At 59.6% G+C, this 17976-nt stretch carries 17 protein-coding genes; 4 read left to right on the forward strand and 13 right to left on the reverse strand.

The window, feature by feature from the left end:
• Positions 1-261: 261 nt before the first annotated feature.
• From J7I85_RS14990 to J7I85_RS15000, 4 genes are all read right to left on the reverse strand, one after another.
• Positions 262-1503: a MinD/ParA family protein gene (locus J7I85_RS14990; protein ID WP_251024389.1), complete on the reverse strand. Its 1242-nt coding sequence runs from the start codon at positions 1501-1503 to the stop codon at positions 262-264.
• Between the two features lie 141 nt (positions 1504-1644).
• A complete protein-coding gene (locus J7I85_RS25555) occupies positions 1645-1767 on the reverse strand; it encodes a hypothetical protein (protein ID WP_285289591.1) in 123 nt (40 codons plus the stop codon).
• A 581-nt stretch (positions 1768-2348) separates the two neighbouring features.
• Positions 2349-2612, reverse strand: coding sequence for a hypothetical protein (locus J7I85_RS14995; RefSeq protein WP_214853052.1), 264 nt, complete (start codon positions 2610-2612; stop codon positions 2349-2351).
• Between the two features lie 94 nt (positions 2613-2706).
• Positions 2707-3522: an MBL fold metallo-hydrolase gene (locus tag J7I85_RS15000; protein ID WP_214853054.1), complete on the reverse strand. Its 816-nt coding sequence runs from the start codon at positions 3520-3522 to the stop codon at positions 2707-2709.
• 162 nt (positions 3523-3684) lie between these two features.
• On the opposite strand from J7I85_RS15000, the gene J7I85_RS25560 reads away from it, so the two are divergent.
• The 3 genes from J7I85_RS25560 (at position 3685) to J7I85_RS15010 (ending at position 4866) form a co-directional block, all read left to right on the forward strand.
• A complete protein-coding gene (locus J7I85_RS25560) occupies positions 3685-3819 on the forward strand; it encodes a hypothetical protein (RefSeq protein ID WP_285289592.1) in 135 nt (44 codons plus the stop codon).
• 463 nt (positions 3820-4282) lie between these two features.
• Positions 4283-4642 carry a glycoside hydrolase family 55 protein gene (locus J7I85_RS25920; protein WP_214853056.1) on the forward strand — a complete coding sequence of 120 codons (360 nt, stop codon included), beginning with the start codon at positions 4283-4285 and terminating at the stop codon, positions 4640-4642.
• On the forward strand, positions 4549-4866 hold the full coding sequence (locus J7I85_RS15010) for a hypothetical protein (RefSeq protein ID WP_214853262.1): 318 nt from the start codon (positions 4549-4551) through the stop codon (positions 4864-4866). The genes J7I85_RS25920 and J7I85_RS15010 overlap by 94 nt, the downstream gene beginning before the upstream one ends.
• Positions 4867-5417: 551 nt before the next feature.
• On the opposite strand, the gene J7I85_RS25745 is transcribed toward J7I85_RS15010, so the two are convergent.
• The 4 genes from J7I85_RS25745 to pdhA form a co-directional block, all read right to left on the reverse strand.
• Positions 5418-6950, reverse strand: coding sequence for an O-antigen ligase (locus J7I85_RS25745; RefSeq protein ID WP_214853058.1), 1533 nt, complete (start codon positions 6948-6950; stop codon positions 5418-5420).
• Positions 6951-7076: 126 nt separating this feature from the next.
• Positions 7077-8543 (reverse strand): dihydrolipoamide acetyltransferase family protein, encoded by a 1467-nt coding sequence (locus J7I85_RS15020; RefSeq protein WP_214853242.1) that lies wholly within the window; start codon positions 8541-8543, stop codon positions 7077-7079.
• Between the two features lie 4 nt (positions 8544-8547).
• Entirely contained in the window at positions 8548-9654 is a 1107-nt protein-coding gene (locus J7I85_RS15025) for an alpha-ketoacid dehydrogenase subunit beta (RefSeq protein ID WP_214853060.1), read from the reverse strand.
• Positions 9651-10901 carry a pyruvate dehydrogenase (acetyl-transferring) E1 component subunit alpha gene (gene pdhA, locus J7I85_RS15030; protein WP_214853062.1) on the reverse strand — a complete coding sequence of 417 codons (1251 nt, stop codon included), beginning with the start codon at positions 10899-10901 and terminating at the stop codon, positions 9651-9653. The genes J7I85_RS15025 and pdhA overlap by 4 nt, the downstream gene beginning before the upstream one ends.
• Positions 10902-11059: 158 nt before the next feature.
• Here pdhA and J7I85_RS15035 point away from each other — a divergent pair, with 158 nt between their 5' ends.
• Positions 11060-11524 (forward strand): Lrp/AsnC family transcriptional regulator, encoded by a 465-nt coding sequence (locus J7I85_RS15035; RefSeq protein ID WP_214853066.1) that lies wholly within the window; start codon positions 11060-11062, stop codon positions 11522-11524.
• A gap of 407 nt (positions 11525-11931) precedes the next feature.
• Here the strand turns inward: J7I85_RS15035 and J7I85_RS15040 are convergent, their stop codons facing one another.
• The 5 genes from J7I85_RS15040 to J7I85_RS15060 all read right to left on the reverse strand — a co-directional run bounded on the left by J7I85_RS15040 (position 11932) and on the right by J7I85_RS15060 (position 17460).
• Complete coding sequence (locus J7I85_RS15040) at positions 11932-13431, reverse strand: polysaccharide biosynthesis tyrosine autokinase (RefSeq protein WP_214853069.1); 1500 nt, start codon at positions 13429-13431, stop codon at positions 11932-11934.
• Positions 13432-13661: 230 nt separating this feature from the next.
• Positions 13662-15074 (reverse strand): lipopolysaccharide biosynthesis protein, encoded by a 1413-nt coding sequence (locus J7I85_RS15045; RefSeq protein ID WP_214853071.1) that lies wholly within the window; start codon positions 15072-15074, stop codon positions 13662-13664.
• A 9-nt stretch (positions 15075-15083) separates the two neighbouring features.
• Entirely contained in the window at positions 15084-15881 is a 798-nt protein-coding gene (locus J7I85_RS15050) for a WecB/TagA/CpsF family glycosyltransferase (protein WP_214853072.1), read from the reverse strand.
• Between the two features lie 5 nt (positions 15882-15886).
• Positions 15887-16717 (reverse strand): glycosyltransferase family 2 protein, encoded by an 831-nt coding sequence (locus J7I85_RS25925; RefSeq protein ID WP_214853073.1) that lies wholly within the window; start codon positions 16715-16717, stop codon positions 15887-15889.
• Positions 16714-17460, reverse strand: a complete 747-nt coding sequence (locus tag J7I85_RS15060; RefSeq protein WP_214853074.1) for a 6-hydroxymethylpterin diphosphokinase MptE-like protein — start codon at positions 17458-17460, stop codon at positions 16714-16716. Before J7I85_RS15060 ends, J7I85_RS25925 begins: the two co-directional genes overlap by 4 nt.
• Between the last annotated feature and the right edge of the window lie 516 nt (positions 17461-17976).

The raw sequence follows: 17976 nt of genomic DNA on the forward strand, positions 1-17976 counted from the left end.
CTTGGTGTTTGGACCTGGACCGGATAATCACAGCAGAGACGCCACTCGCTGCCGCCAAAGATCCAAGCATTACGGCTAGTGCTGATGCGTATTCAAAGATAGTCATCGCGGCCACACCCTCCGGTTGTGATGCTGCGACACTACCCGCTCGAACCGGGCACCTCCGAGAACGAATCCAGCGTGTCAGGTCAAGATTTGGAAACGCGGTCCGCCCCTGGGTAATGGGCCATAAGCAATAGTCATACCCACGCCGGAAGAAACCTATCGGTACCCGTCCACAATTGCCGCGGCGATCTCCTTATAAGCCCGCCGCGTTTCCGGCTTTAGGTGGTCGAGGGTCACTAGGTCACCGTCGGCCACTCCCCTGTCGTGAGGCACGGCGATGAGCTCGCGGCACATCCCCGCAAGGTGCTCCTCGATGGCGTCCTTGTCCACGCGGTTGGACACCTCGTCCTTGTCCGTGATCACCACGATGGCATTGCGGGCCAGGTCCTCGTAGCCATGGCCGGCCAACCACTGGAGGGTGCTGCGGGCGCGCTTGGCTCCGCTCACCGCGTAGCCGGCGGCGATGATCAGGTTGTCCGCCGACTGCAGGATCCCCGACATGGCGTTGTGTGTCACGCCGGTGCCGCAGTCGGTCAGTGCCACGGAGTAGTAGCTCGAGATGAGCTTGCGGATCCGCAGGTACTCCTCGGCGGTGAGCGAGTCGGACACCTCGGGGTCCTGCTCGCCGGCAATGAGGTGCAGCCGGCCGGAGTGGTGCATGTAGCGGGACAGCTCGGTCAGCGAATTGACGGAGTCAATGTTCTTGAGCAGGTCCGTGATGGTCCGCGGGGTGGCCTTCTGGTAGATGCCCTCGCCGAGTGCGCGCTCCACGAGGTCGCCGGAATCAGGGTTGGCGTCGATGGCGCAGGGCGGGTCGCCGCGGAATTCGGCCAGGGTGAGGCCGACGCCCACGGTGGTGGACGTCTTGCCGATCCCGCCCTTGAGGCTGAGCACGGCAGTGTTGAAGCTGCCCTGCAGCTGGCGCGAGATCCGGCGGGCCACCTCGTCCTCCTCGCGTTCCAGAGCGCTCGGCCCAAGGTTCCAGGCGCCACCGGTGGCCCGGTACAGGAAGCCGCGGAAACCCTTCTTCGGCCGCGGCTTCTGCTGCCGGACGAACGACGTCGGCAGTGCGGTGGCGTCCGCTACCGGCGCCTCAGCTTCTGGGAGGCTTTCCGGAACTCGCGACGGCGGGGCTCCCGCCGGCTGGCGGACCGGCGTTGGCGGCGTGGCCGCAGCGGGCGGCGCATCGGAGAGCCCGTCGGCAGCCGCGGCCGCTTCCGCCCAGGAGGAGCTGCGGATGGGACGGGGCGGTGCGGTGGGCTCAGGTGTCACGGCGGGGAATGTTCCTGTCCAGGCGTCAGAGCCGTCGTCATTGCGGCGGCGGAAGCGGCGGCGGAGCTCGGGCTGCTCTTCATCGATGGCGGCCTCGGCTAATCGGTTATCCGCTGGCTTGGGCATGGTCGTTCCCCCCGGGCTCACAGCGGCGTCCCGCTGCGGTGGTCGATTGGTCTCGTTCTGACAGCCATTCTAGGCGCTGGCCGAGTGCCTATTTGTCAGGCGCCTTGGTAGCGCGTCCCCAAAGGCAGCAAATGCGGCGCGTCAGGCGGCGTTTGTGAGAGCTGCCACTACAACAGCGGCAGTGATCACCAGCAGGATGCCCAACACCACGTAGCCCCACCATTTGGGCCGGCTACGGTGCGGGTTGATGTCGACATACGGCACCTCTAATTCACCTGCCCAGGAACCGGCGCGGGGCGGCAGTCACAACAGCGCGGCGTTTGAGCCGGAGCAACCAATAGAGACCTGCGAACGGAACGAGCAAGGTCCCCAGAAGTGCGGACAGCGCTAAGACAAAATCGGTGAAAGCCACAGGTGAGACCTCCGGAAGTGGCAGCACCTTCGACGCATTCCGAGCGGCAGTACCCGGGCGCGGCTAAGGGGCTGGAAGCGGGATCCCTCAAATTCCGGATCGCTCGTCAGCATACTTAGCAGTCAAGGGCGCTGTCCAATCGGACACGCCCACTTACAACTTCAGTCAAGATATTCATTTGAAACGCTGAGTGCGCGAGTTACCCTCTGAGGGCCATCACCACCACCACTGCAGTCGCCGCTCCCAAGGCAGCTAGCCCAATGTAGGAGAGCAGGCGAAGCAGGTGGCTGCGTCTTTCTCGCCGACCTGAGCGGCCGCGCCGAGTTGACCCATAAGTCCCCACGCCGGAGATGCTATGCAGTCCACCTCAAGGGAAGCTCAGTGTTTCCTCAAGATTTGCTCAAGATGACTGCAGCAATTAGCGCGGTCAACTCTAGATGCCCTCTCCATGGTGCGTGGTGGAGTTGTGGCTGCGCAACCGTCGCCGCAGGCGCTGGGAATGGTCGCTATGCGCGGTGTGACGCCGAGGAAGGGGCCGCAGCGGCTCGACAGGCAAGCCAGCCATCACTGAGCTGGAACGTTCGTCCAACCGCCGTCTGTCCTGCTGGTCAAGCCAGGAGCGTTCTGGGAACGGGTCATCGGCGACGATGTTTTGCTCGATGAAACGGCGGATAGCTGCGCTGATTCCGGTCTTCATGTCCCAAACTTAGGGCTGCCTGCCGTGCGTCCCCAGCGTAGTCACTACCTGTCTTTGCGGCCGCCGGCTACCCAACTCCAGGGCAGTACTCGGGTTAGTGCTGCGGACGCGTCTCCTGAAGCCGTTTGATGAACCAGCGCGACTGCTCCGGCCCGTACGGCAGGACGGGGATTGCCTTCGTGGCGTCGGCAGGGGTGTCCCGGATGGACTGCCGGGCCTGCCGGACGGCTGTGGTCATGGTGTCCGCCATGGTCTTGACGAAGCGGTCACTGCAGGGTTCACCGTGCCCCGGGACCAGGAACTCGTAGCGGTGCCGGAGAGCGGATAGGTGACGCAGAGCGTCGGCCCACTCTTCCGGATAGGAGTCTTCGAACGATGGGTGCGAGCCCTGTTCTACGAGGTCGCCGGCGAACAGGGTGGTTGTGGTTCCCACGAGAAGATCGCCGTCAGTGTGTCCGCGGCCCAGATAGAACAGGGTCACGGTCTGCCCGCCGAGGTCCACAAGCACCGGCTGGTCGCGGACGATGGCGTTCGGGACGACAAGATCCACGTTCTCACCCTCGCCGGCGGCCATGTCGGGTTCTGCCTCGGTGACCTCGCTGCGCTGGGCGTCGCCGTCTTCCCTGATCTCCTCGGCGCAGTTCTCATGCGCCCAGAACTCTTCGACCCCGGCCTCGGCGAAGACCGCGTTGCCGAAGAAGTGGTCATAGTGTGCGTGGGTGTTCACCACCACGAGGGGCAGCAGTGTCTTCTCCCGGACGGCATCAAGGATCTCGTTGCCTTGCCTTGGTCCACATCCGGTGTCGATCACCATGGCCCGCTCGCTCCCCAGGATCAGACCGGTGTTGAGCTTTGAACCTTCGGTCACCAGCACATGGTTGTCTGCGCCGACGTCGAGCCATCGTGACATTTCTTCTCCGTAAATCTGGGGAGCATCTGCGATCTTCTGGCCTCGATTCTATCCATCTAGCTTTGGATTATCAGGTAAGCGCTATTGCATCAGAGCAGTGCAAATCCAGCGCGTAGCCGGAAATTAACGCAATAGCATTGCCTGGCTAGGTATGATCTGGCCATGGGGACTAAACAACAGAGGCACTTCTGCGAGACCTGCAAGACGATGACCAACCACGTGACGTCGTACAGCGACGACAGCGGCGGACTGCTCGCCTCCGTCCGGTGCGCCGATCATTCAGACACCACGAGCTAAGCCTGCTTGCCCTTCGCCTCCGCAATTGTCGGCAGCGAAGGCACCACTGTCTGCAAGCGCACTACCATTCGGCCCACAACGGACCCGGAAATTCAAGCGCGCATGGGACGGGACTGCGGAATTCTCCATCAGTTCCACCACCACAAGCCCGGCCTAACAAGGCTAGGTCAGTTCCGGACCCTCACGGACTGCGGAGTGCCTCTTCACGACGTGCACTCGCAGATCCGCCCAGTCCAAGAGTGGCCTTGTCCCGTAGCGAGTGATGGGGCCGACCAGCGGAGCCGAAGCCGATCTAGTTATTCATCGTGAAGGGGACCTGAAGGTCCCGTTTCATGACTTCGTCCCGACCGGCATGGTCAAGACGTGCAGAAGCGGTTGAGTCCGCGCCCGCTAAGTATCGCTTTCTGCCATTTATGTCCCGAAGACTCCCGGCCCTCGGAACTCCTCAACGGGCTGGGTGCACGTGGCCGATTTCAGCGCTGTCGGTGATGGCGTCACGGATGATACGGCGGCGATTCAGGTTGCCATCGATTATGTTGCTTCCACCCGCAACCGTGGCACTCTCCTCTTGCCCCCTGGTGACTTCCGGGTCACCCGTCTGGTCTGGAAAAGGGTGTATTCGGGAATGGTGCAGGAATCGCCGGGTTCGGCACGCCAAACACCCAGCAGGGGACGCGCATCCGGCAGCTCGACAGCCAGAACAAGGATGTCATCTGCTACGACGAGTCCGTGTCCACTAATGGCCGGACGTACGGTGGCCCCGCCGGGCTCGTGGACCTGGAAATCGTCGGGAGCGCAACGTCCACTGATGGCTACTGCCTGAACTTCACCACCCCGGACGGGCGTCCTTGCAGCGTCCAGGACACGCGGACACTGCATAACGTGCTGTTCCGTGGCGGCGCAGAGGGCGGCGTACTGTTCACTGCCCGCGGTTTCCCGCAGCACGTCACGCATGTCCACTGCCTCTGGAACCGCGGGCAGGGCATCAGCAACGCCACGCCGGGTGAGTTCCTGACTACCAAACCTGAAATCGGAGATACGGACTAACGTCGCACACGGGAACCAGGCGGGCCAGATCAATGCCATTGTATTGAATAGGTGCCCGGCACCGGTTACGATCATCAACGCCAACCAATACTCATCCGTGGACGTAGGCCCGTACGCGGACGTGGTCCCAGGTGTGCTCGTGCTGGCAACCAACACGATCCCCAACGTCCAGTGGACCGGCCTGATCGTCGCCACCAACAGCAGGACAGGCACCGCTTACCTGCTGGAGGACCAGTCACAATCCCAGTTCGTTTCCTTGCACGGCGGCACGTGGCCGGCGGGAAGCTGCGGGCTGAACCCATCCGAGTACCACGCAGCCGCCACCAACGAAACAGGGTTCTGGACCTACGGGCAGCTTGGCGCGATCAAGCCTGATGTCATCTCACACGGCATGGAAGTCGCCGGCATCACGCCCGGTTATGCGTTATTCGAGACAGACGCGGCGGACGTCAAGGAGAAGATCTGGCCGATGGTCGCCAGCGGTGGCAACCTGTCGTTCCGTACAAATGCGCACACGGGTGCTGCTGAAAGTACCAGCACCGGTTGCGCCGTCAACGACCGCGCTGCGGCGCACCGTCTCCCAGGCTGGGCTCGGTGCGATGGCCTACGACATCACGCTCGGGAAGCCGATATGGAGCGACGGGACGAGCTGGAAGGACTCTGCCGGGACGGTTGTCTAGGGCGCCGCCCTCTTGGCTTTCGCTGGGCTCTCCGGCGCACGCCGCAACCAGTAGCCCCACGAACACTAAAAGTGTCTCTTGTCCCATGCCAGGGGCGAGAGACACTTCGGTGACTGAGGAAATCACGAGGGACACGGACGCGGCGAGAGCCGCAGCGGTGTACGGCTCATTGATGCGGCTCCGCATAACCCACAACCGCAGGCAAGCAATAACTGCAGCGACCAGGCAAACAGCCCCGATAACCCCACCGTCAAAGAGCTGCTGCAACACGGAGTTGTGCGTACTGGTCATATACGGGTTCCTGATGGACTCCCCGAAAATGTGGGCGTAGGTGCGTGAAGCCCCGGACTCATACTGACCCTGCGAGCCGAAGCCGAATATTTGGCCCCAGTCCGAGGCCTTCTCAACCCAGAATCGGGACGACCGGGACCATATCACTTCCCGCCCATTAAGAGACGCATCCGAACTACCGGAGGCCCGGCTTAGGAATGGGATGGCGTTCGTGGCGGCAGCTATGAGCGGCGCGACGAGCGTCTTCGAAATTGCGGGGTATACGAATACGAACAAGACAGACCCAAGAGCGATGGGCACAGCTAGGCCGCGCAAGATACGCGGCACTGTCAGCGACGCCAGAGCGATCAAGAACGCCACCACTAGCGCAGTCCGAGATTCGGCTGACACCAGAACAGTGACGGCAGCAGCGACAGCCAACAGCCGGAATGCCTTCTTGCCCCCGCGCTCCATGAGCAAGAGCGATGCCGCCAGGAAGGCCGCAGCCATAATCGGCGGAAGATTCAGGGACGTTGATAGCGGGTATAGGACGCGAACACCACCGTCCGCCGATTCCAAACCTCCAGTGCGCAGTGCAGCAGCGGAGGACCGCATCCCAAGGACGTAATACGCGGCGACGTTCGCAATCAGGTAAAGCCCCACGCCGTCGATGAGTGAAGTTACTGCCGAATGCCTAGTCGTGCGATTGATGGCCCGGACGAGGACAATGAACGCGAACGCGATAAAGAGCCCCGACTGCAAGGAAGTCGGGCGCACTACAACCGCGACCATCGCAACGCCCATGAGAACAAGCGGCAGCTTATTCGCAGGACCATTCCCAGCGGGAGGCTTGCTGAGCAGCGTAACTCCCAGTAGGCCAACCATGCCGACCAGCGCCACCGTCGAATTGACTGCCCGAAATGAGCATACGAGCGGGAAAGCCAGCAGCACGAGCGACCACGGGGCCGCATTCACCGTCCTGCCGCGAATAAATTTCTTGTAGGTACGGTTCAGCAGTGCCAGGAAGACGACTGCCGCGAGTCCAACTGTCGCCCAGAGGGGTTCAAGTCCCGCGAAAACCCCAGCCGCCAGGGCCGCGACCGAAACACCAAGAAACCAACCTACGTCACGCACAGATCCCCCACAATCAACACTGGTCCCCCCGATTCTACCCGGTACATAAATCCGGTTGTGCGCCCTAGCGACGGCACAGCGCGCTTCGTCCGAGCTTTGTGTCTGCGGGACGGACATCGGGTTGAATCATAGATCCGCGAGAACAACTCCCGGATTCTCTATTGCATCAGCAACATAACGAAGGAAGCCGCCAGCCGTCCCCCCATCGCAGACACGGTGGTCAAAGGTCAGCGTCAGCTCAGTGACTTTGCGGACTGCAAGTTCGCCTTCGACCACCCACGGCTTGTCGACAATCCTGCCAATGCCGAGGATAGCCACCTCCGGGTAATTGATGATCGCCGCGGAACCATCCACGCCAAGCACGCCATAGTTATTGAGCGTGAAGGTTCCACTGCCCAGTTCGGTTGGGGTTGCCTTGCCATCGCGCGCGACGGCGGTCAGCCGCTTAAATTCTTCGTCGAGGTTCCTGGCACTCAGTTTCTCCGCGTTGCGGATAGAGGGAACCACCAACCCCCGGTCCGTTTGAGCGGCGAACCCGAGGTTAACTCCGTCGAAAGACACAATCTCCTGACATTCTCCGCCCGCGGTGTCCTCCGTGCTGTTGAAGCGGGTGTTAAGCTCCGGATACTTCTTCAACCCTGCCGTGACAAAGCGGGCAATGAAGGCGAGTAGGCCCGGAGTATGGTGCGGGTCCACCTTCTTGAGTGCGGCACGAAGCTCCACCAGTGCCGTGGCGTCGACGTCGACCCATACAGTGGCTTCCGGGATCTCAGTCCGGCTGCGGGCCATGTTCCCTGCCACCGCCTTACGGACGCCTCGGACGGGGATGCGGCTGCTGATCCCGAGCCCGGTGCGTGGGTCGACGTTCACGCCGGTCGAGCTTGTTTCGACAGGCTCAACCAGCGGAGATAGCTCGGTTTCGGCCGACGACCTGGTAATGGCTGCTTCAACGTCCCGGCGCATTATCAGGCCGCTCTCGCCCGAGCCCTGCATCTGTCCAAGGTCTACGCCGTGCTCCTTGGCCATTCGGCGGACGAGCGGAGAAATAACAGCACCGAGCTTGCCGGGGACGCGGGTGCCGAGAAGGATTGCATCGTCAGCTGCGGTCGTCAGCTTAGCGTCCTGGCCCTTGGTTTCGACAGGCTCAACCAACGGATTTGTGCGGCGGGAGCGGGCACGACGGACGGTTGCGGTTGCACTAGGCGTTCCATAGCCGATGAGGACGTTGCCCGAACCTGCCCTTTCTTCGGTGCGGTAGGTTTCGGCTGCTGTCTCTTTGGTTTCGACAGGCTCAATCAGCGCGGTATCGGTTTCGGCGGCATTGATTACGACAGGCTCGACCAGTGAGGCCAGCGGGGTCACTGAGATGAGCGGCTTGCCGACGTCCAGGGTCTGACCGGGCGCACCATGCAGTTCCGCGACCGTGCCGGCGTAGGGCGACGGGACCTCTACAACTGATTTGGCCGTCTCCACCTCGGCAATGGGCTGGTCCACCCGGATCTTGTCGCCCACGGCCACCAGCCAGTTCACGAGTTCGGCTTCAGTCAGCCCTTCGCCGAGGTCGGGCAGGAGGAATACTTTGGTTTCGGTCATCTGATTAGCCTTCCCACTGGAGATCGTCAACGGCGTCGAGGATGCGGTCAACGCCGGGCAGGTAGTAGTGCTCGAGTTTCGGTGCGGGATAGGGAACATCGAAGCCGGTGACGCGGCGGATCGGGGCGGCCAGGTGGTGGAAGCAGCGTTCCTGGACACGGGCCACGATTTCGGACGACACCGATGCAAAGCCGTGGGCCTCGGCTATAACAACAGCCCGCCCGGTCTTCCGGACGGAAGCGGCCACCGTCTCGTCGTCGAACGGCACGATGGTGCGGATATCGATGACTTCGAGCGACCGCCCTTCTTCGGCGGCTGCGGCGGCCGCGGCGAGCGCCGTCGGGACGGACGGCCCATATGCGATGAGCGTCGCGTCGGTGCCCGAGCGGGCTACAGCGGCACGGCCCTCGGTGGCAGCGCCCGTTTTTCCTTCGTATTCGTCGCGTAGCGCCTGAAGATCCACTAGGTCCCTGGACCAGTACAGCTTCTTGGGCTCCATGAACATGACGGGGTCATCCGAGTCGATGGCTTCCCGGAGCATGCGGTACGCGTCGGCCACCGTCGCAGGCGTATAGACCTTCAGACCGGCGGTGTGCGCGTAGTAGGACTCGGAGGAGTCGCAGTGGTGCTCTACTCCCCCGATGCCTCCGGCGTAGGGAACCCGGATGACCATCGGCAGCCTCACTCGGCCCTTGGTGCGGTTGTGCATCTTCGCCACGTGGCTGACGATCTGCTCGAAGGCAGGGTAGGCGAAGGCGTCGAACTGCATCTCGAGGACCGGCCGCATGCCGTTGATAGCCATCCCCACTGCCATGCCGACGATGCCCGACTCTGCCAGCGGTGTATCGAAGCAGCGCTGCTCACCAAAGGTTTTCATAAGTCCATCGGTGATGCGGAAGACACCCCCCAGCATGCCGACATCCTCTCCGAAGACCAGAACGGAGTCCTCTGCGCGCATGGCGTCCAACATGGCGGTGTTCAGCGCCTTGGCCATGGTGACAGGCTGTGGTCCGGCCGTTTCAGCGCTGGCTGCGGCGGAGGCAGCAGCACGGGCAGTGGCCGAACTGACGTTGCCGTTGGCCTCGGATGAAGTGGTGAGAGTGGGACTCATTGGGTGGCCTCCGTATCGGACGCAGCGTCGCGGGCGAGCTCGTCGGCAAGCAACGCCGACTGCTCCCTTAGCTGCGGCGTCGGTTTCGAGAAGACGTATTTGAAAAGATCCTGGGGATCGACCGGTACGTCCTCGCCGAGTCCGCTGCGGAGCTGGGTGGCCACCGCTTCCGCCTTTTCCGTGATCCGGGCCTCGCCACCGTCGTCCAGCAACCCTCTGTCGGTGAGGTACGCCCTCATCCGACTGAGCGGATCCCTCGCTACCCACTGGGCCACTTCGCTGTCCTGCCGGTAGCGGGTGGCGTCGTCCGCGTTGGTGTGGGCCTGCATGCGGTAGGTGTGCGCCTCGACCAGCAGCGGGCCGGACCCTTCGCGGGCGAGCTTGACGGCACGGTCCAGCACGGCGAGAAGGGCGACGACGTCGTTGCCGTCCACGCGTTCGCCGGCCATGCCGTAGCCCACGGCCTTGTGCGCTAGCGATGGCGCGACGGACTGGTGGGCCAGCGGCACGGAGATGGCGTACTGGTTGTTCTGGACGAAGAAGATGACCGGCAGGTGGAAGACGGCGGCGAAGTTCAGGGCTTCGTGGAAGTCGCCCTCGCTGGTGGCGCCGTCACCGCACATGGCCAGCACCACTGTGTCCTCGCCGCGCAGTTTGGCGGCATGCGCAACGCCGACGGCGTGGAGCAGCTGCGTGGTGAGCGGCGTGCACTGGATCCCGACTTTGTGCCGGAGGGGGTCATAGCCGCTGTGCCAGTCGCCGCGGAAGATGGTCATGGCCTGGATGGGGTCGACACCGCGTGCCATCACGGCGACGGCATCCCGGTAGGTGGGGAACATCCAGTCGCCGTCGGCGAGGCAGAGGGCGGCTGCTACCTGGCAGGCCTCCTGACCATGGCTGGAGGGGTAGACGGCCATGCGGCCCTGTCGGACCAGAGCGGAGTTCTGGTCATTGACCCGCCGGCCGATCACGAGCTGTTCATAGGCGGCAAGCAGTTCCTCATCGTCGGGTAAAGGATACTCGTGGCCGGGTTCGGCGCCCTGATCGGAGTATTGCTTCACGTTGCCGTCCTGGTCCACCATCTGGATCTGGTGGCGGGCGGGCAGCATATAGTCTTCGGCGGTGATGCCGAACTTGCGGACCGCCTCCGCGGCGGCGCCGGGCAGGTAAGTGTCCTCGGCCTGTTCGGGCGCGGGTTGGCCCTGGCCGGTCTTGCCGCGCACAGCGTCGTTTGCGGAGATCGTCATTGGTCCGTCCTTCTGTAGCCACTATTCGCTTTCAGTATGGTCCCGGAGGATGTTTCGTATCCAGTGCCATCGCGAATCGTGGAGAAGTACGTTCCAGTCTCCTATTCTGAAAGACATACCGTAAATGGAGCTGCGTAAGTGGTGGGAGTTGTGGACGAATGGTGGGAGCAGACGAGGAGCAGGCGGCGGTGCCGCTTGACGCTGTGGACCGGAATATCATTGCCGAGCTAACGCGGGACGGCCGGATGTCGGTGACGCAAGTGGCCGAGAACGTCCACATTTCCCGGGCTCACGCCTACACCCGCATTGCGCGGTTGACTGGCCAAGGTGTGCTGACGAAGTTCACGGCGCTGGTGGACCCCATCAAAGCAGACCTCAAGTCATCGGCCTACGTCACGCTCAAGGTGCAGCAGCACTCATGGCGTGAATTGCGGGAGCAGCTGCGGTCGATTCCCGAGGTGCACCACATCGCCTTGGTGGGCGGGGACTTTGACGTCATCCTGCTGGTGCGTGCCGTCGACAATGTGCACCTGCGTCGTGTGATTTTCGACCAATTGCAATCGATGCCTGGCGTGCTGGATACGCAAACGTTTCTGGTGTTTGAGGATCTGGACACGCGCTAGGGCGGTGCGTCAGGACCTCAAGATGCCCATCCCACCACACGCACCACTCCCGCCGCGTGATGCTTCGCAGTCAGAACTGCTCCAATCAGGCCGTCACCAAGTTGCTTATCTCTCCGCCCGCACAAGAATCAACTGGTCGCCTTCAGGTATTTTTGCCATAAGCGCTTCCCAACCGGCGGAGTTGGGTTCAGCTTCTACCTCAATGCGATTTGTGACCTCACCCCGAGTAAACGCAACAAGCTTCATGGCAACACCTTGCTGTAAGGGTAGCGCGCCTTTTGATGGCGCACTACCGACCCCGAATCTGCTTAAGCAGCTCTGAAGTTCAGAGCAATAGCAGAATTAAGTAACGCCTACCCACGCAAAATGCCAGCTACATTCATTTCCCATAAGTCATTCTGGACTCGCTAACGACCTGCATCCTTGGGAAGGCTACGCGCGCGTCTGGCCGGTGAAAACTCTCCTTGATGCATCTCCTGATTCATAGATGCGCTGTCGATGGACGTCGCCCCGACAAAAGCGTGCTGCTTTTTAGCAGAATCGTGTGAAGATGCAGTCCGGTCACTCGAATAATAGCCATAGGCATAGGAGTCTGGACCCTTCCCGGGCAGCAGATTCAAGACAACGCCCAGCAGATTGGCTCCCACTAACTGCAAAGCGGCCAAAGATTTCTGCAGTTCCTGGTGCCTGATCCGTCTCGAACCCACCACCAAGACCACGCCACCCACATGCTGAGACAAGACAGCAGCATCCGTAACAGGGAGCAGCGGTGGAGCATCCACTATCACAGCGTCAAAAGCCTGCTCTAGCCGCGCGAGTAGCTCCTTCATTCCTGCTGAGCCCAAGAGCTCACTGGGATTTGGCGGAATCTGCCCAGATGTTAAAACGTATAGGTTGTCGTCTCCCCAGGGCTGAAGAAGGTCGTTAACATCAGCTGAGCCTACTAGCGCCGTGGTCAAGCCCGCGTGCTTGTCGAGTCCGAGATATTCGTGGACCATAGGTCGCCGAAGGTCGGCGTCCACAAGGCAAACGGACTGTCCGGATTGCGCCACGGCAATAGCCATGTTGGCTGCGGTCGTACTCTTACCCTCTCCTGGGAGGGACGACGTGACGAGAACACTCTTGGCATGGCTGGACACGTTTGCAAACTGCATGTTGGTTCGCAGTTGTCGAAACGATTCTGCTCTCGGACTTTGCGAACCAGCTTGGGTTAGCAGCGGCTTTCGAACGGCATCTTGATCGAAGGAGATACCGCCCAAAATTGCAGCGTCCGTAGTCCCCCGAAGATCGGCTTCCCCGCGGATCCGAAAGTCGAACGTACTCTTTAAGAACGCCCCGCAGACTCCAGCGACAAGGCCGCAGGCCAGGCCGAGCAGAAGGCTCAGCCGGGTATTGGGAGCCGAGGGCTCCAAAGGTGCCTCGGCCGGGGTGATTACCGACAAGCTAACCGGGGAGGCACCGCCAGTTTTCGGCTTCTCCAGCGAGTCAATCGCGCGAATGAGGTTGTCTGCCACTCCTTGTGCCGTTGCCGCAGCCTGGACGGGCGAGGCGTCCACTACGGAGATTGTGATCAGTACCGTGTCAGGATCCGTGCTGGCAGTGACACGTTTCGCCAATTCTTCAGCAGACTCCTGAAGCCCCAACGAATCAATAACGGGCTGAAGAACGACAGGCGTCGACACTGTCTTCGCATACGACTGAACTCGGGCTTGAGTGAAGGTATTGCCCTGTTGAAGTTCGGACACACTTCCCGAGTTCTGGATGGCGACGAACAGCTGGGTGTTGGCTGTATACGTGGGCTGGACGAGAACTGCCACTGCACCACCCCCAAGAAGACCTATTAGGGCCGCAGCAGCAACCAATACCCAGTGCCGTCGCAGTACGCGTAGATACTCTCTTAGGTCCAAGTGGAATTCCCCCCGTGTCGTGTCACTGAAAGCAGATATGTCGTTAGCTTCTAATCACCAGCGCCAACGCACGCCCCCTAAGTCTAGCGGGTCGCACTTCACGCGACGGCCGATGCAAAGCCTTGCCGCAATAGCGGAATCGGGCGTCCAACGCTTGGCCCATGTGCCGGAGCGTCTATGTTCAGCAGCTCGCTGTCAAATCAACTGGCCCGTGGCTGATCAACATGCCGCTATGAACTACGAAATACCGACCGACCCGCTACGAAAGCCAAGGCTGCGGCCAGCAAGCCGCACGATCCGATGAAAACCCTCGTCGACTGAGACTCCCCCGTCAAAGCGAAGAAGGAGATAAAGGTCGCTAGTACGGCAAGCACCGCAGAAGAGACTGGCAACGACAGCGCCGACCACCGAATATCCAGGGCCTGAACGCGGGCGATGGCGAATGCAGAGACAGCCATGACCAAGTAACCGAGCATCGTAATCAATGCGACGCCGAACACTCCTGCAGTATCGCCAAACATGATGGTGCAGAACAGGATCAATGTCGCACCGAGCGTGGACGATATCCAGCTCCAACCAGACCGCCCTGCGCTCTGAACCATATAATTCACAGGTATAAGATAGATACCATAGGCTATTTGCGCAGCGAGCAGCAGGGCAATCAGCGGCAGAGACGTTAGGAACTCCTCGCCCATCAAAATGGGCGCCGCTATTGCCACTCCCGCACCCACAGAAGCAGGAGCGAGAAATGCAAGAAGAATCTGTATTCGGGCAACTCGCCGGCTAACTTCACTCGGCGCAGGAAACGACTCTCTTGAATACTCAGCAAGAAAGGCTCTATTAAGTTCAACCAGAACCATGGCTGCAATACTTGCAAAATTGAATGCCAAAGAATAAATGCCGATCAGTGACAGTGGCAGCACGACCGTCATTGCAGGGCGACTCAACGAAGAAAGAGCCCAGAAGGCCACTCGATGCGGGACGAGAGGAAGCGCAAAAACAACTAGACGCCTGAGCTTTTTTCGTGAAACGCTAGCCGGCGCAGGACGCACGAGGAAGAAGGCAACCAGATAACTAAAAACCGCGGCCAACAGATCCGAGACGACCCAACCAAGAAGCCCCTGACCCAGGGATATGACGAATACAACCTTGCCAATAAACAGTGCGCCTATTGACACCGATGAGACACCAATAAACCGACGAAGATCATTTGACGCTCGCAAAGTTGGCAAAACGTAGAACGATACTGCCGGCATCAGACCACAAGCTAAAATCTCGATCGCCCAGATCCTAGTGTCAACGGAGAGCAACGAGGCATCCAACAAATAAAGGACCAGGGCTATAACCCCAGCGGCGATAGGAAGAATCGCATACAAGTAGAGAGCAGTCATTTTAAGAATAGCCGCACTCGAGCGGCTAACACGAGCAACTGATCGAAATACGGCAGACTCCAGCGAGGATCCCAGGACTATTCCAAAAAGGGCGCCTCCAGCCACCACGACAGACACGGCCCCATATTCATCTGGACTCAGGACTCGCGTGACAAAAGGCAGCAGGAGAAAGCTCAATCCACGTTGTAAAAAACCGAAAAGTAAGTAAACAAAGGTCCGGCGTCCCAAGTTTTTGCCATGTTCACGAGTCACGACGGTCACTTAATTTGAAACTCGTCGTTTTAGTCGTGAAGTGATGCCTTCGATTGATTGTCGGGAAACGGCAACCAGAAATACTGTGTTCCCAATAAGGTAGCGCCGCCATAATCTGCGAGGTTCCTGAATGAGTCTATAGAACCACTCAAGACCGGCCCCCTGAATCCATCTCGGCGCGTGGCGCAAGTTACCTGCAGAAAAATCGAACGCTGCACCGACACAGATGAATGTAAGGGACGACATCCCACTAAGCCGACGCGCCACCAGGTCCTGTTTTGGCGTACCTAAACCAACCCAAACTATATCCGCATTTTGTGACTCAATTTTTTGGAGTTCTTTTGCCCACTCTCCGTCAGTAAGCTCTCTGAACGGTGGCGACGAAACACCTGCGATACTCACACCTGGAATCCGCTGCTTCAATTGCGCCTGCAACTTCGACAATGTCTCGTCCGTCGAACCAAGAAAATAGTGACGAAGGCCTAGGTTCACTCCTCTATTCATCAGGCCCTCAAAGAAAGAAGGGCCCCTTACCTGTTGAATGTCATCGGCTTTTTCGGGATTAAATGCCCTGAGAGCCCAAACAACGGGGCGGCCGTCGGGAAAGATTGTTCCCTCAGAGAACGCGGATTCGAGTTCGGCACTGCGTTCAGCCAGCGACACAGAATACGCGTTTGCGAAGTGGATATGACTACCTTCGGCGCCTTTCCGAAGAACGGATTCAATTACGTGATCAATCGCTGATTCCAAGCCCGCTGCACGAAATCGAAGCTTTCCGCAGCGCATGGCCGATTCGATAATAGTCATATCCGCTAGCTCACAATTCTTCCGAAGAAACGCCTTACGCCGAGCTTGGACAAGGTTCGCTTGGCAAGCTTCTTCATCCGGATATACCCAACTTGACCGCGCGTCCAAGACTCGTCCAACCAGGCAGATAGTCCTACCAAGTTGTACGCACTCACGCGGGCTTCATGCCTTCTCTGGAGTTGCCTGAAAACGTCTGTGTCTGACACCCCGCCCACGCCATAGAGCACGCAAATATCATCCCTTGTATGAGGGGGACTAACCACAGCAGCCCTAAGCAAGAGATGGTAATCCGCAGCGTATCCGTACGTAGTATCAAAGCCTCCAAGCTCGCGGATGAACTTGGTTTTCATGAATACAGTCTGGTGGCAGATTGTGCCCAAGCCAAGAGCATGCTTTACGCGGGAATACGGGATGCTTCCAACGGGATTACGCACTTCGGCGCCGATTGAGTTGACGATTCGAGCACGCCCATATGACCACTGTGGGGATGCGTCGCGAAGGACAGCAGAAACCCGTTGAAGCACACCCCCATCGCTAAAAGTGTCGCCCGCATTTATAAAAACGATATATTCGCCTCGGGCATGCCTGATCGCCTTGTTCATGGCGTCGAATATGCCGTCGTCCGGCTCAGACATAATTCTACTCGCGGGCAAAGGGTGATTGGACTTATACCATTCTTGCGTGCCATCAGTCGACGCCCCGTCGACCAAAAGATGTTCATATCCTGCAAGTAGTTCACCGTGCTGGGAGGCAATCGACTGACAAGTACGCTTTACATTCTCCATATCCTCGTAGCAGACGGTGACGAGGGTTACCTGAGGTGCTTGAAGAGTCAACGCAGTACGTCTTCGAGTCTGACCTTGGGAAAGACGGTGAGTTTTCCGTCCACGGTGGCGTCCACGATTGAACGTCCAACCGCATTGTACGTTTCTCGGGCTAGTTCGTATGCAATCTCAGAAGTATCCAGGTCGGGCAACTGCCATTTGAACCCTTTGCCAAAGTAGTTGGGATCAAAGTGATTCGGATCGGCACCCGCCGATTCAACCTGCTTATGCGCCGGCCCTTTTGACACAAAGCTGTGATCTACACCAACCAGCACAACTTCCGTAAACCCCATGTAGTAGGCGACTTGCATTGCGGCGAAAGTGACCGTCGCCCCTTCCCAGATACCGTGCGAGATGTCCTTGGAAAATCGAGGACCCACCAACTTATTCAAGAAGGAGGTGTTGGGCCTTTCGCCTATATGAGCGCGGCTCGGCAATGTTGTGAAGAGAGGGCCTTGCAGGTTGCTGAAATCTTCGGCGCACTGTTCGACAACAAGCTGATTTATGACCGTGTGATAGCTCGTGGTGAAGCCCAACTTTTCAAACATCAGATAAATGCGATTGAGTCCGAAGGTAGTTTCGCCACGCAGCAAGTCCAAATTGGTGTTGTTCAAGCTGGGCCCGTTGCCTATGATTACGCACCGCTCGCCCAGATGCTTGTTTCTGAAACTTTCGATCTGCTGAACGTTCAAGCGGCCCTCACGGCTTAGCTTGTTGGTCCGCAAAGCGTCCAGATCAGTCTTGTATCCAGCCAAGCGTCTTGCCTTGGTTTCCCCCAATACAGCTGTAGCTGCACGCCTACTAAAGGAGAGCCCTTCCCTCTGATCACTAGTCGATGCCATCGCCGATTCCACCCCATTTTCTTACGCGAACTTGAACACTTTGCCTGACTACTACACACATGGAAGCCGCTGAGACAAGTCGAAGCCAAAGCGATGACCCAGAACGACGTACGGGAGCCATAGTACCGGCAGCACTCACGCAGCGACGATGTGCGTCTTGCAGATGCAGCTGCGATTCCTCCAACTCGACCTACTCCGCGACGATTAGCTGCACCCCTTCCGGGTAACAAACTCTGCACCACCCGTGGTGCGATTCGGTAACGAATAGTCGCCCTTGTTATGCTTCGTTCTGGGGGGACGATACGCAGACACCGATTGGACTGAGCCTCCAACCCCGACAGCAGAATTAGTGCGTCGCTCGTGTCTGTACCGCCAGTGAGACGCACAAGACCGCAACGCTTCTAGTAGTCCTGGCGATCAAGAAGGAAC

Origin of the sequence: Arthrobacter sp. ISL-65 (assembly GCF_018613795.1) — a bacterium.
GTDB lineage: Bacteria > Actinomycetota > Actinomycetes > Actinomycetales > Micrococcaceae > Arthrobacter.